We start from the raw sequence: 15,141 nt of genomic DNA, 5'->3' as shown, positions 1-15,141 counted from the left end.
CATAAGTGCATAAAAAAACAGTGATAAACACTGTTTTGTTGTTAACTAAACTTAGATTGCTCTAACGTTAGCTGCTTGTTCGCCGCGTGGACCCTCAACAACTTCAAAGCTAACTTCTTGACCTTCTTCAAGTGTCTTGTAGCCATCAGCTTGGATTGCTGAGAAATGAACAAAGATGTCTTGTCCACCTTCAACGGTGATGAATCCGTAACCCTTTTCAGCGTTAAAGAATTTCACTTTACCTGTACTCATGTATGTACCTCCTACCAGGAATAAGATGTACCCAAACGTTAACGCAATTCGTACTCTCCAACAAAATCGTACTTCATTACCATTACCTTGAGTAACTACGATTATACCCTATTACAATCATAAACATTCTTATTACAATACGATATTACCACCTAAAAACAGGAGTGTCAAACCTTTTTAGCCCAAAATATTAAGCGTTTACATTATATCGTAAGACTATCATTAAGCCTTATTTTATGCAATAATATGAACGAAAGCGAGAAATACTATGAAACACACATTAATTGTACAGAGTCATGACACCTTATTAAACTATTTATTAAGCCAAGATTTACCATTCAGTAGATCAAAAATCAAATCACTTTTAGCGCACGAATGTATCTCTATTGATAACGAGGTTACAACACAATTTGACGACCCTATTAAACCAGGGCAAGTCATTACAATCGTGAAACACAACCAACAAAGAGATACCCCACTAACAATCATTTATGAAGATAAAGATATCTTAGTTATCGATAAGCCTTACAAACTACTTACAGTTGCAAACCGTAAGGAACAAGAAATGACAGCTTACCGTTTAGCAAGTGATTATGTTAAGAAACAAGATTCAAAGAACCGTATTTTTGTAGTTCACCGTCTGGACCAAGATACATCGGGAGTCTTGATGTTTGCGAAAAGCGAAGCTGTTCAAAAGCTATACCAAGATAATTGGAATGAAACAGTACTTGATAGAACCTATGTCGCAATCGTTGAAGGCGTCGTTGAGAAAGACAAAGATACCATTCATTCTTTCCTTCGTGAAAATAAAACAACACATATGTACTCAACGACTACAGGTCTTGAAGCAATCACACATTATGAAGTGATTCGTCGCGCCAAGGAATTTTCAGTACTCAAGATAAACTTAGACACAGGACGTAAGAATCAGATTCGTGTTCACATGCATGATATTAAGCACCCTATTATAGGTGATCGTAAATATAATGCTACATCCAGTCCAATTAAACGCTTGGGTCTTCATGCTTATCGAATCCAATTAAGAAATCCAAAGACTAAGAAAGTTCAAACATTTATTGCACCGATTCCACCTAAATTTGTTCGTCTTACAAAAATCACAGACCAACAAATTAAATCAATTTAAGGAGAATTCTTATGTTATTAGATAAACTTACAGAATCAAAACAATATATTGAATCCATTATTGATACGAAACCAACAATAGGAATTATTCTTGGTAGCGGCTTAGGTAGCCTTGTTGATCGTGTTACCATCCAGCATACTATTTCATATAACGATATCCCTCACTTCCCTAAATCCTCTTTAGAGGGTCATGCAGGAAACTTGGTATTCGGAACGATTGGCAATCAAAATCTCATGATTATGCAAGGTCGTTTCCATTACTATGAAGGATTCCATATGAAAGAAGTAACATATCCTGTATATCTCATGAAACAACTTGGTGTTGAATCAATGATCGTAACTAACGCATGTGGTGGTATTAACCCTGAGTTTAAACCTGGTGATTTAATGATTATTGAAGACTTTATCAATAGCGTTTCGAATAATCCCTTAATCGGAGCTAACGATGACCGTCTCGGTCCACGTTTCCCTGATATGTCAGATCCTTTCAATACCAAATTACGTAATAAAGCTAAAGACATTGCACATTCACTGAAGATTGATTATAAAGAAGGCGTGTACACATTCTTCCAAGGTCCTTACTATGAAACCCGTGCTGAAATACGCATGTATGGGAAAATGGGAAGTGACGCAATTGGAATGTCGACAGTTCCAGAAACCATTGTTGCGAATTACCTCGGTATGAAAGTACTTGGTATCTCATGCATTACCAATATGGCAACCGGTTTACGAGACGGAAAGCATTCTCATGCTGAAGTTGTGGAAATCGCAAACCAAGCAAGTGTAAAGCTTTGTGATTGGGTTGAAGAATTATTAATTAAATGGTAAAAGAAAACACCATGTTCCAACGAACATGGTGTTTTTAGACATCAATTTAATGAATATATGCTTTTAATGTCCAAATTGTCTTCTCAATGTCTCTTAGCATTGAAGTAAACAAATCAGCTGTTCCATAATCACTTTCTTCTTCAGCAAGTTTAATGGTATAACGAGCTTGATTTGCGAGAATATCAAAATCAACAAGAAGATGTTCCATTCCTGCTTTAGCTGTCTTGTACTCATCATCAAGTTCCTTAATTGATGAAACTTCTAACATTTCAGCAAGGTTACCGATTGGTTTAGCACCAATCATTAAGAGACGTTCTGCAACTTCATCGATACGTTCTTGTGCATCATCATAAAAGTCATCCATAAGTCCATGCATTGGGAAGAAACCTTCTCCTACCATAAACCAGTGAACATTATGAATTTTCATTGCTGCCACCGTTTGATCTGCTAAGAACTGATTAATTGCTTCATATAGATTGTTCATAAAATATCCTCCTTATACTTATACTATACGCTTTTTCATAAGTGACTTCAAAGCTAATGAACTCTAATATTATGATATAATTTTCAAAAGGAGAAAATCAATGATATACAAAACCACTCTAGAAAAGGATGGCGTTACCTACACGCTTATTTTTGATGATAAAAGCCTACTTGCTTTAGATAATATTACAGATCGAGTACTTGAAAGATATCCTAACGCTATTGAAAACAACGAGAAAGGAATACTCTATACAACACAAGTTCTAGAGTATCTTGATGGAAAGAGAGAAATCTTCAATCTTCCAATTAATCCTCTAGGGACCGAATTTCAAATATCAGTTTGGAAAGCACTTCTTTCCATCCCTTTTGGCACTACTGTATCATATAGTTACGTTGCTGAACTCGTTGGGGATGTGAAGAAAGTACGTGCTGTTGCCAATGCCATTGGAAAGAATCCAATCATGATTGTAGTCCCCTGTCACCGTGTTATCGGCAAAGATGGAAAAATGCATGGATTTGGTGGAGGAATTCCTTTAAAAAGATACCTCCTAAATCTAGAAAACGCGTTATAATAAGATATGGAGGTTTTTTAAATGGAACATATAATTAATGATTTAGTGACACTGCTTCAAACCAAAAGCCCAACAGGCCATACGGAAGAAGCGATTACTTTAGTAGAAAAACGATTCAACGATCTGGGACTCCTCAGTTATCGAACAAATAAGGGTGCATTAATCGCAACTCTTGAGGGTCAGGACTCAAGTCAAGCTATTACGCTTTCTGCTCACGTAGACACATTAGGAGCTGTTGTAAAGGAAATTACTGGTGATGGTTATCTTAAATTATCACAAATCGGTGGATATGCTTGGACAACTATTGAAGGAGAACACGTTTCAATCGAAACAATCAATGGTACTTACTATACTGGAACAGTACTTACAAATGTAGCTTCATCCCATGTACATGGTGCTAAGACAAATGCTACGGAACGAAACGAACATACACTTCAAGTTAGAATTGACGAGAAAGTATTTACAAAGGATGATGTCCTTAAACTTGGTATTCAAGTCGGTGACTTTGTACACTTAGACCCTCGTACAACAGTTACAGACACTGGCTTTATTAAATCACGACACCTCGATGATAAAGCATGTGTTGCTGCTTTATACGCAGTTGCCGAACATTTTGTGAACACTAAGACTAAACCACGTTATACAACTCACTTCTTTATTTCAAATTATGAAGAAGTAGGCCATGGTGCAGCATCATCAATTCCAAGTGATACGGTAGAAATGATCGCATTAGATATGGCAGCACCTGGAACTGGTCAAACTAGTGATGAATACTCTGTTACAATTTGTACAAAGGATAGTTCTGGTCCATATGACTATGGAATGAAGAAACGACTCATCGAACTAGCAGAAGCAAACAAGATTAACTACAAGCTAGATATCTATCCATATTATGGATCTGATGGATCGGCGGCACTTAGAGCAGGACACGATGTCAGAGTTGCTTTAATTGGACCAGGAGTTGATTCATCTCATAGTTATGAACGAACACATAAGGAAGCAATCTTTAATACAATTAACTTAACAATTGCTTATCTTCAATAAACCAAAGAAGAGCTACCAAAATTGGTAGCTCTTCTTACGTAAAATATAAAAAAAGAAGCATGACGTTTTGCCATGCTCAGGGATGTACTTCATACTGAAGTGTATCAAACAATTTAGGGGGGTTGTTTGATGAATGAATTATATCGCAAAAACATTCAATAATCGGCTTGATGTCATTAAACGCCAAGTTAATGTAATCAAAGTTAATATTTTGTTTTACTGAACAAAATTTTACTAATATTCATGAGGATGTCATGACACTTCTTCTTTTTGGGTATATTTCTTCCATATTTATTTCAGATTGGTAGAATATTACTAAGAGGTGACTGTATGGTACGAAACTTAAAAGAAGAAATTATTCATGAAGCAACACAACTTTTTATGGAACAAGGTTATTATGCGACATCAACACATCAGATAGCCAAGAAACTTTCTATAACACAACCTGCGCTTTACCACTACTTTCCAAACAAAGAGACATTATATATTCATGTATTTCGAATGATATCTGAATCTAATCGAGATGGACTTATTGATATACTGAATAATAATCTTGATTCGTTTGACTTACTCGTAACAATGAGCGAATACTTAGAAGAAACACATCATATCAACCTTGTCCTATTTCGAAATGACTTAAAGCACCATTTACCAGAAGATGCCTATCAGACACTTGACGATATTTATTGTGATTGTTATGTTCATCCATTTAAGGAAGCATTATCCCCTCTGTATGACAAAATTGATAACAGCTTAAATATTAAAGATATCACCCATCATTACTTACTTACTTTATCTGCCTATATTTCAAGTAGCCATTCTGAAAAACTACGGATTCCAAACTTTGTTTCAATCTTTTTTAATGGTATATTAAAACGCTGATCTCTCAGCGTTTTTTACTTCCTTCATTCAATTGTTCTTTTAATTTGATTTGATGTCTTATTATGGAATTGATAGGCGTTAATACATCATACTTCAACCCTAATTGAACTATATATCCATTAAGATAGTCTATTTCAGTATTTCTCTTGGTCATTAAATCTTGATGCATTGATGGATAATGACGTCCAGCAACAGTATCAGGAAAAAGGCTTGATATTTTATCCAATATATCCTCAATATTTAAAACAACATTTTCATGTTTCGCTACTTCAACTATTTCATCCAAAATAAGACGACTTATCTCAACATTACCTTTGTATGCACCAAACTGAGCTATCGTGCAATCCAATATTGCGCACATCGGATTAATTACAGAGCTTACAGCAAGTTCTTTCCAAATATCTAAAAAGACATCATGACTTAATTTCGCTCTAAATCCTGCAGAATTTAATACATCTATTACTTGCTCATCATATTGTGATGAGTCATTTTTATATATTTGAAGTTTTATGGTACCTTCACCTACAGCATCAACAACCCCTGGTCCCCCAAGTCCAGCAGTCCAGTAGTTTGATGCAACATATAATCGATCCATTGTTACATACTCAAGAATTTGCTCAGCATTACCTAAACCACTTACTAAGTTTATGACTAGTGTATTATCTGAAAATACATGCTTAATATCTTGAAGCATACTTTCTAATTGCATTGCCTTAGTTAACAAAATAATTAGGTCAAACTCCCCGTGTACTTCGTTAGGAAGAAATGCAGGAAGACGGTATGTTCCCATGTTATAACCATCAATTAACACTTTGAGTCCTTTATTATTTATGACATCAATGTGCTGTTTCCAACTATCCGTTATTACAACATCATTTCCGGACTTCACCAACATATATGCAAACCTAGAGCCCATTGCTCCTGCACCAGCTACTAGTATTTTCATTGCAATTCTCCTTAGACTCTCGTCTTATGAATTATTATTGTTTACTCATTTGTATTGCGTTTCCTGCCATATTAATATCGCACCCTCCTTTCATTAACCTATTTTGGTAGTGAATCAACATCTTCAATTTCATTATACACCAACTCTTTAGGTTGAATAAAAACCACACCTCAAATTTGAGTATGTGGTTTTAGTATTATCTATTTTTTCTTCTTTTTCTCGCAAGAATCAATACAGCACCTAAAGCAGAAAGAATCGCTGAGGTGTACGCTATCTGATTGCTTACACCTGTTTCTGGTAAGGATGGAATAGGTGGTGCAATAGGTTTTTCTGGTACTATTGGCTTCTCAGGATCTGTTGGATCTGTTGGTTCCGTTGGATCTACTGGATCGGTTGGATCAACAGGTTTAGAATATACATTTCTTATTACAAATCCATTTACTTCCTTGGTGTAATTCTCTGGTACTTGAACTTCATCAACAGTATAAACATATGCTTTACCACTCACATCAGTTTCATCAAGTCCAGTCCAAGTATAACTCGTTATTCCGTTTTCTAAGGCAACAGCTGTTCCAAAAACTTCACCATCACGATAGAGTTGAACTTCAATTGTAGGTCTTGGACTTGGTCCACCAACCCATTCTTTCGTTACACTAATATCAATCAATGGACTAACATAGGTATTCGTGATTACAAATCCATTTACTTCCTTGGTGTAATTCTCTGGTACTTGAACTTCATCAACAGTATACACATATGCTTTACCACTCACATCAGTTTCATCAAGTCCAGTCCAAGTATAACTCGTTATTCCGTTTTCTAAGGCAACAGCTGTTCCAAAAACTTCACCATCACGATAGAGTTGAACTTCAATTGTAGGTCTTGGACTTGGTCCACCAACCCATTCTTTCGTTACACTAATATCAATCAATGGACTAACATAGGTATTCGTGATTACGAATCCATTTACTTCCTTTGTGTAATTCTTTGGTACTTGAACTTCATCAACAGTATAAACGTATGCCTTGCCACTCGCATCAGTTTCATGAAGTCCAGTCCAAGTATAACTCGTTGTTCCGTTTTCTAAGGCAACAGCTGCTCCGAATGCTTCACCATCACGATAGAGTTGAACTTCAATTGTAGGTCTTGGACTTGGTCCACCAACCCATTCTTTCGTTACACTAACATCAATTAATTTCCTTTCCGTATTAATAAATGTTAGTTCAGTGTTTAGTTGATCAAGTTCACCTTCAAGCTTACCCAACTGAGGAGTTACATAGTAATTTGAATTTTCCTCTTCCTCAACACTATAAATTGAATGAATATCCAACGATTCAATTATTATTGACTCTCCACCCTTTAACACGAATGCTCCATTAGCGACATTGATAATAACACCATCAATTTTTGCTTTTCCATTATACATTTCATTGTTTACTTTAAAAATGAAATTAAATTTTGTGTCATCCGTCTTAATATTTCCAGACGAATCTTTCAATATTTTCTCTATCTTCAGACTAACTTGTTGGGGTATGTATCCAGCATTTATTCTTTGACTAGTTTTTTCATAATCCAAGGTAAATGTATCTGAGTACCCGTTTGTTACATCAACAATACCCGACCCTAATTCATTCGAAGTTGGCTCGATAAGCTGATATTCATCTGGCGCGAGAATTTGAACCTTATAGTTACCGTGTCGGTATACTTCAAAACGGTAATATCCCAGACTATCTGTGGTAGTACTATAGTCATTCCCTTCTAGATCTTTGACTGTATTACCCTCTTCGTCTACCAATTTGACAATGTGTTGTTCAAATATTTCATCAACATTTTCATCAAACAAACCATTTCTATTTACATCATCAAATACATTTCCTTCAACGTAATATTTAATTAGATCTAGAGTCGATAGGTTTGATTCAGTAAACTGATAGCCATTGAGTAGTGTTGAAAATCCAAATGAGTTAACTGCTCTATCTAACTCATGGAGCGATGACTCTTTTGGAATATCAAACTCCATGTAAAACGAAACACTCTCATTTGATTTTAGTTCGTAACCATCAAGTAAAACTATTTTAATTGCGGTAGCTAAAGAATAGTCATCAAGAGTATTTTCCCAGTTTGCATTAGCCATAAAATCAGGAATATCTTCACCAATAGTATCTTTCGTGTACTGCACTTGATATCCTTCTGGTGCTTCTACTTCCTTGGCCAAGGACACTCTAAATGTAGTTCCTCTATTCACTCTTTGAAGTACTTCATTTTCGACAACAAAGCTCGCTGTTTTATCACCAATAGACGGTAGTAAATCAATGATTTTTAATGTCTTTTGGGAAGCATCTAAGTAGTTTGAAATAGTTAGCTTATATCGAACATTCGTTCCTATCTCTGAAAGCCCATTTCCAGGAGCCATTATGTAACCATTATCCAGATTACCCATTACTTCTTTCTTGCCATACAGTTCTTTCGTTGGCAAGTACTGGATGGTCTTGTTCGAAGTAAGAACAAAGTCTTCTGTACTACCGTTTTCATTAAGATCATAGATATCCTCAGTTGCATTTTTCTCACTTATTGGTCCAATTAAATCTATGTTTTTCCAGGATAAATAAGCTGTATTAATGTTACTGCCTGGGGTCATTGACTTTGTAATACGGGTTTTGTATCTTAAAGTGTAAATATTAACGATTGCAGGAATTTGATAAACACTTGTGTTCTTAATAGAATCAATATTCCACTTTAATGCAGTTTGTCCTGTGTTTTTATAGTTATGTATGATCTCTGGGTCTTCTAGGTGACTAATAACACCGTCATATCTATCATAAGTACTACCTTGGACATATTCCATTCCTATAGGGAGAATATCCAGGATAGTATTTGTTTCAATTATTTCACCTTTGAGCATCTCTGTAACAAACAAGTCTATTTTATATTCAATGATACTATCAGCAAAAAAATGAGTTTCAGGTGTGTTTTTATCTTTCATTATACTAATTTTAGGATTATATGCATAGAACTCTAAGTATGCAGTTACACTTTTGCTAAACTGTGGTGAGCCAGTATAATTAACAAAATATTCCGTAGTATTACTTAATTTACTTGAGGTATTCGAAGCCTCAACTACATTAATATTGGGATTTCTTAATTTCGTACCAATAAATACGTCAAATATCTTTTCATGGATCAAGTAGCTTCCTTCAGTAAACTTAATTTCTATAGCGACCACATTTTCTTTGTCTTCTAATTCAAATGTCTTAACTTCTGACATGTTTTGATTTTCAGCTACCAATATTTCGCGTCCATCATTATATCTCGCAAGAATATCAACCGCACCCACAAAAGAAGTGCTTGGAATTCTTGGCAAGGTAACACTATCATATTGAAGTAGCGGATCCAAATCCTTATCAACAAAAACAGCGTTTTCAAGTCTAGCATCTGGAAATTCACTAATTTTCGCAACATTTTTTAGCGTTAATTTCCATGATAAAATTTGATCGCGTTCTGATTGAACGTCTACATTTGTGTATTTAGTCGAAGTTTTCTTAAAATCTACCTCTCCTGGATATGCATTATCAGAAACCACGCCCAAAGTTATCTCCAAATCATCTGTCAAGATAACATCTTGCTCTCCATTAGATTGATTCCATTGGGTTGCAATAATCTTAGAACTATTATTGGGTCTTGCTGCAACACTTGCACCTGGGTATTTTAGTTTCAAACGGATTCTATTTTCTAATGACTTATTATTCAATTGTATTGGCTTACCAAATATATATTCAAATCTAGCACTATGTGTTGGTTCATCATAAATCCAGCCTGGGTTATCCTCTTGAATAAACACAGCTTCAGGTGGCAATGTGTCATCAATGATTATTTTTTCATAATATCGTTCACCTTCTTTTTTTGATGAACCGTTTACAAATTCATAGAATTGGAAAGAATATTCAACTGATTTTAAATCATCTATGTTTTTCGAAAAATAACCCGGATTTTGTTTATCCTCTAGTCCAGCATCTATTTTAGCAAGGTTAGTTGACCAATAGTTGCCTGAAGTGGATTCTTTATATACCGACTTATAAAAATAGTCTTTTAGATGAGTAAACTTTATTTCTTTAGAAGTACTTCCTGTGAGTGAAGGATCATTGGCATCTTTAATTGTCGCACTAATTGTTTTTAAGAAATCTTTGGGAGTATAGCCATTTTGAGAATTAAACACAACAGCAACATCAATTGCCGCACCACCTTGTAGAGTTTCCAGATGGTATTGAATAACTATATCAGTATCAGTTTCAAATATTTTCTTTGTTTTCTGATGTTCGATATCTCCTGATTCAACACCATTTATTTCTATATATTCTTTTGGAATCATGATCTCTAGAACAGGTGTAATTGGTCTGTCTATGGCTTGCGAGATTGAAAACCCGGTGTATAACGTAACTTTCGCTCCACTAAGATACGTATAGTTTGATTCGGAATTATTATCATAGATTTCAAACCTCGAAAGAAATCCTTCGTTTGCAAAGATTGGTATTGTTGTCAGAAATACCCCAAATATAATTACTAATAATCGGATTCTTTTCTTCATATTATTTTTCTCCCTTTTCCTTATTGGTATTATGTAGAAATTTATCATGCAATTATTACTTCATTACTTAAAGTATATTTTCAATCTCTTACCGTTAGGTCAAAATGTTATGAATGCACTCAAATATGTAACGACTTAACAATTATTTGCTTTTTGAATATTATTGCGTTTTATTCATATTGTTTACTTGGTTTTATTATAAATTCATTGTAATAATAGTCGTTCAATTAATATGCATAAAAAGTGAATATCGCTATGGATTCAAATTTTTGTAAAGATGTGAATCATTTTGATCTGTTAAATTTATCACTTACTATTTACTAACAAGAAAAAAACTACCCATAGGTAGTTAATTGTCATGGTACACCCGACAGGAATCGAACCTGCAACCTTTTGAACCGGAATCAAATGCGCTATCCGTTGCGCCACGGGTGCTTGTGTAAGACCTATAATATCATAAACTATTACATTTTGATACGTATTTTCATTCTGTTCGACCCTTCATTTACAAGAGAAAAGCACCCGAAGGTGCTCTTATAATGTACTATAAAATTTTACTGCTGCCGCAAGTTCATCTTGCGTTAATTGATGTCCGAACTTATGTTCATAACTCTCTGTTGCAGTAACTGCTTTTTCAAACGAAACTTTTAAATCATCATAAGCTTCTTTTGTGACAAATGGATCATTGTCACCATAACTCATAAATACTTTCATATCTTGTTCAAGTACTGGTACTTCTGGTCGAACTGCTGATGGATGAAGTGCAATAATAGCTTTGAACCCTGTATTGTACTCTTTAAAAATATTGATTCCGATATTTGCTCCATTAGAGAATCCGATTACTACTATTTCAAAGTTTTCCATTCCATTTCCTCGAATAAGAGAAGTCATTGTATCATAGAGATTTGCGGTTTCTTTCATAAGGCTACGTGTATTAAATGTACCATCGCGATAGCGTTCAAAATAACGCAACATTCCTTGTTCTTCAACATTTCCACGAATTCCCAAGTAACTTGCTTCAGGGTCAAGATGATTCGCAATTGGAATTAAATCTCGCTCATTACCACCTGTACCATGTAACATTACGATAAGTCGATTGTTTGTTCCTTTATGTAAAATATGTATCATTGGAGATGCTCCTTTGCTTTAATAAACTCACGTCTTAAGTTTTGTAGTTTATTTTCTTCTTCTTGTGTTAAGTTTTCTTTTGCTTTCAACTCATTGATTTCAGCAAGAATTTCTTGTCTTTTTTGAATGACTTCAAACTCTTTTCGATTACGATAACTGTATGATTCTAAATGATCCACAGGTCTTACAAATACAGGCATCATACGATCTTCAATAATATCTTTATGCTCTTCGTAATGTTTTGGTATGAGTAACTCACTTCCAAGTGCATCAACATCTTCATCAACCGTCATACCTGGTTTCAGTGTCGATAGTTCAAAAAGAATGCCACCTCTATCTCTGAAATAAATTGCTTTAAAGTATTTTCTATCTTTAATTTCTGTTGGGTTGTAACCTGCATCTGTAATTTTTTGATGCCATAGTTCAACATCTTCATCATTAATCTTTAGCGCAATATGATGAACCGTTCCGTAACCTCTTGTACCTATTTGGCCAAATTTCTTACGGACCTCTAGAAGACCACCCATTTCATCATTTATCTTGAACTGAGCGAACTCATCTTCATCGTGTAATAATTCATAACCTAAGATTTCTGTTAATAATTGTGAGGTTGATTCAACATCACTGGAGTATAATTGAGCGCTTTGAATTCCTTGAATTGCTACATCTTTTGTTACTCCGTTGAATTCCCATGTGTTTTCAATTGTTGCTTCACCTTCTACAAGTTCATAGTCTAAACCATTACGATCTTGGAACGCTAAGCGTTTTTCATTAAATCTTGTTACATAATAGTGAGGAAGATTAAAAGCTTTTAAACGTTCTTCCCAAAACGCTAATGAATTTGGTTTAACCAAATAGGAGACGAATCCAACTTGTCCCATACCTATTTTACCTTCATCTGAATCGACGATAGGAAATAAAGTGATGAGGTTGTTACTTGCATTTTGATTTCCATAATAGAAATGGAATGTTTGCTCGTCGTCATAATTTAATGTGTTTTTAACAAGTCTTAAACCTAAGAACCCTGTATAGAAATCCATTGTTTCTTGAGGGTGATGTGATACGGATGAAACGTGATGTATACCTTTTACTTTTATTGTCATAATATTTCCCCTTCCACACTTGATTATAAGTGCACTTTGTTTATTTTTCAACTAAATTACTCTATTTGCTTTTTGGGTTTACACAATTGATATCAAACCAGAATTCAAGGCCTTGAGATTCTCTGTTCTTAACTCCAAAATCTATCGAATTATTTTCAAAAATATTCTTAACAATAGATAATCCAATACCTGTTCCATGAACCATACGCTTATGATCATTATCACTTCGGTAATAACGTGTCCATATTTTAGAGAGTTCTTCTTCAGCTAAACCTTGACCCTTGTCCCATACAGATATCCTTGCATTATTTGTCCTAATATCTATTGAAATTCCTACCTTATCTTCTGAATAGTTTAGTGCATTATTTAATAAATTATAGAGAACTTGATTAATTTGTGATTTATCTTCCTTAATTAATAGAGATTTTGGACCATGATATTCAATTTCTCGATCAGGGTAAAGATTCTCTAATCTATTAATAAGCAGATCAACTTCTTCAACTAGGTCAAACTCTTCTTTTACTAGTTGCTGTGATTTACTTTGGAGTTTGGATAAATCTAGTAATTCTTGTACTAAGTTATTGAGATATTTCGCTTCATTTAAAATTACATCTAAGTTTTCTTCACTAATTTCTTCTGGAATATCTTTCATTAGTTCAGCATATCCCGTTATCATCGTTAATGGAGTTCTTAAGTCATGACTAACATTAGCGATTAGCTCATTACGCATGGTTTCAACCTTTGCCAGTTCATGACGTGTTGCATTGAGGGTATTAGCTAGCTCTTCAATTTCTTTGTAACCTTGGCCCTTAAAAGGCTCGTTATAGTTACCAGTAGCTAATATTTTAGCACTCTCATTTATTTCTATCATCGGTTCAGATATTCGTTTATACATTATTCGAGCAAGAATACTTGCGATTGCAATTAGCATTAAGGACACAATCATTAATTGAACTTGAATTGTTCGTACTGTTGCACTAACAGGCACAATTTGAGCTTGAATCACAACCATTGCAGAATCATCCATGCGATAAGCATAGGTTAAGGTACTAATTGATAAACCTTCTTTAGGGATACCAAAGTCATCCATATTAATGATTAAACCCGACTTATTGGAAACACTATTAAATATTGCGCGATAAACTGGAGAACTTATCTCCTGAGTTGGCGAATAGAATGGACGCTCTGGACGGGCTATAATACTGCCTTGTGAGTTAATAATATAGGCATACATTTCAGCATCAACAGTTATATTATTTAGTGAGCCTCTCTCATATTCACGTTGAATAGACGCTGCAAAAGACTTTACTTCACGAGTTTTAATTTCTCGATAGAAATCATCAAGAAAGACAACTTGAAACACCCATAGAATAACTAAAGTACTGATAATAAATAGTATGAGATAATTTTGAATTTTCCAACGAATACTTGTTTTATTTTTCATCAAATCGGTATCCTATTCCTCTTAATGTAACAATGTGTCCTTGATAGTCTCCAAGTTTTCTTCGAAGTCTTTTGATATGAGTATCAAGAGTACGGTCATCACCTTCAAAATCATAACCCCATACTTTTGAAATAATTTGGTCACGTTCAAGTGCTAAACCTTTGTTTTTAATCAGATATACAAGCAATTCGTATTCCTTTGGTGAGACATCAATACGCTCATTACCAATACGTACGCTTCTTCCTGCAAAGTTCACAACAAGATCATCCAATGTATAACTATCATTTTGAATGCTACTATTTGTACGCTTTAGAATCGCTTCAACGCGATACATTAACTCACGTGGAGAAAACGGTTTGACTACATAGTCATCAATCCCGAGTTCAAACCCTTGGTACTTATCAAACTCTCCATCTCGAGCAGTAAGCATAATAATTGGAGCCTTTGTTTCCTCACGTATCTGTTTACATGCATCAAAACCATTCATTTCAGGCATCATAAGATCTAATATTATGATCTCAAAATCATTCTCTAAGACAGCTTCTATAGCTTCAATACCATTACTTGCTTCCACTACTGTGAAATTATCGCGACTTGCATATTTCTTAATTAGTTGGCGAATTGAAGCTTCATCATCAACTACTAACATTTTCTTCATGTATCTCACCTACATTCTTTAGTTAATTACATCATACCAGTGTGACAAGCTTGTGACAAAAGAAAAACTGCAAGAT

13 protein-coding genes and 1 tRNA gene are annotated in these 15,141 nt (G+C 34.6%); 5 read left to right on the top strand and 9 right to left on the bottom strand.

All coding sequences use genetic code 11. The features are described 5' to 3' along the window. Nucleotides 1-51: 51 nt before the first annotated feature. Entirely contained in the window at nucleotides 52-252 is a 201-nt protein-coding gene (locus G7059_RS04225; RefSeq protein ID WP_166080849.1) for a cold-shock protein, read from the bottom strand. Nucleotides 253-520: 268 nt separating this feature from the next. Between G7059_RS04225 and G7059_RS04220 the strand changes: the two genes are divergently transcribed. Together G7059_RS04220 and G7059_RS04215 are read left to right on the top strand one after the other, a co-directional pair. Further along, nucleotides 521-1,396 carry an RluA family pseudouridine synthase gene (locus tag G7059_RS04220; RefSeq protein ID WP_166080848.1) on the top strand — a complete coding sequence of 292 codons (876 nt, stop codon included), beginning with the start codon at nucleotides 521-523 and terminating at the stop codon, nucleotides 1,394-1,396. Nucleotides 1,397-1,407: 11 nt separating this feature from the next. Next, nucleotides 1,408-2,223: a purine-nucleoside phosphorylase gene (locus tag G7059_RS04215; protein WP_166080847.1), complete on the top strand. Its 816-nt coding sequence runs from the start codon at nucleotides 1,408-1,410 to the stop codon at nucleotides 2,221-2,223. A gap of 46 nt (nucleotides 2,224-2,269) precedes the next feature. Here the strand turns inward: G7059_RS04215 and G7059_RS04210 are convergent, their stop codons facing one another. Then, a complete protein-coding gene (locus G7059_RS04210) occupies nucleotides 2,270-2,707 on the bottom strand; it encodes a Dps family protein (RefSeq protein ID WP_166080846.1) in 438 nt (145 codons plus the stop codon). Nucleotides 2,708-2,807: 100 nt separating this feature from the next. Between G7059_RS04210 and G7059_RS04205 the strand changes: the two genes are divergently transcribed. The 3 genes from G7059_RS04205 to G7059_RS04195 all read left to right on the top strand — a co-directional run bounded on the left by G7059_RS04205 (nucleotide 2,808) and on the right by G7059_RS04195 (nucleotide 5,204). Continuing rightward, nucleotides 2,808-3,278: a methylated-DNA--[protein]-cysteine S-methyltransferase gene (locus G7059_RS04205; RefSeq protein WP_166080845.1), complete on the top strand. Its 471-nt coding sequence runs from the start codon at nucleotides 2,808-2,810 to the stop codon at nucleotides 3,276-3,278. 21 nt (nucleotides 3,279-3,299) lie between these two features. Continuing rightward, the gene (locus G7059_RS04200; RefSeq protein WP_166080844.1) at nucleotides 3,300-4,322 is read left to right on the top strand and encodes a M42 family metallopeptidase; all 1,023 of its coding nucleotides are present in this window, start codon (nucleotides 3,300-3,302) and stop codon (nucleotides 4,320-4,322) included. A gap of 330 nt (nucleotides 4,323-4,652) precedes the next feature. Further along, on the top strand, nucleotides 4,653-5,204 hold the full coding sequence (locus G7059_RS04195; protein ID WP_166080843.1) for a TetR/AcrR family transcriptional regulator: 552 nt from the start codon (nucleotides 4,653-4,655) through the stop codon (nucleotides 5,202-5,204). A gap of 4 nt (nucleotides 5,205-5,208) precedes the next feature. Here G7059_RS04195 and G7059_RS04190 read toward each other — a convergent pair whose 3' ends face one another. From G7059_RS04190 to G7059_RS04160, 7 genes are all read right to left on the bottom strand, one after another. Then, complete coding sequence (locus tag G7059_RS04190) at nucleotides 5,209-6,150, bottom strand: ketopantoate reductase family protein (protein ID WP_166080842.1); 942 nt, start codon at nucleotides 6,148-6,150, stop codon at nucleotides 5,209-5,211. A 196-nt stretch (nucleotides 6,151-6,346) separates the two neighbouring features. Next, entirely contained in the window at nucleotides 6,347-10,732 is a 4,386-nt protein-coding gene (locus G7059_RS04185; RefSeq protein ID WP_166080841.1) for a Cna B-type domain-containing protein, read from the bottom strand. A gap of 359 nt (nucleotides 10,733-11,091) precedes the next feature. Continuing rightward, nucleotides 11,092-11,167: transfer RNA gene (locus G7059_RS04180), tRNA-Arg, on the bottom strand. A 99-nt stretch (nucleotides 11,168-11,266) separates the two neighbouring features. Then, nucleotides 11,267-11,860: an alpha/beta hydrolase gene (locus G7059_RS04175; protein ID WP_166080840.1), complete on the bottom strand. Its 594-nt coding sequence runs from the start codon at nucleotides 11,858-11,860 to the stop codon at nucleotides 11,267-11,269. After that, nucleotides 11,857-12,963 carry a VOC family protein gene (locus G7059_RS04170; protein WP_166080839.1) on the bottom strand — a complete coding sequence of 369 codons (1,107 nt, stop codon included), beginning with the start codon at nucleotides 12,961-12,963 and terminating at the stop codon, nucleotides 11,857-11,859. The genes G7059_RS04175 and G7059_RS04170 overlap by 4 nt, the downstream gene beginning before the upstream one ends. Nucleotides 12,964-13,024: 61 nt before the next feature. Next, nucleotides 13,025-14,407: a cell wall metabolism sensor histidine kinase WalK gene (locus G7059_RS04165; protein ID WP_166080838.1), complete on the bottom strand. Its 1,383-nt coding sequence runs from the start codon at nucleotides 14,405-14,407 to the stop codon at nucleotides 13,025-13,027. Continuing rightward, entirely contained in the window at nucleotides 14,397-15,065 is a 669-nt protein-coding gene (locus G7059_RS04160; protein ID WP_166080837.1) for a response regulator transcription factor, read from the bottom strand. The genes G7059_RS04165 and G7059_RS04160 overlap by 11 nt, the downstream gene beginning before the upstream one ends. Nucleotides 15,066-15,141: the final 76 nt, after the last annotated feature.

It is taken from the genome of Erysipelothrix sp. HDW6A (assembly GCF_011400295.1).
Lineage (GTDB): Bacteria > Bacillota_I > Bacilli_A > Erysipelotrichales > Erysipelotrichaceae > Erysipelothrix.
The sequence above is the reverse complement of the archived record's forward strand: the minus strand, read 5'-3'. Positions and strand labels throughout refer to the sequence as shown.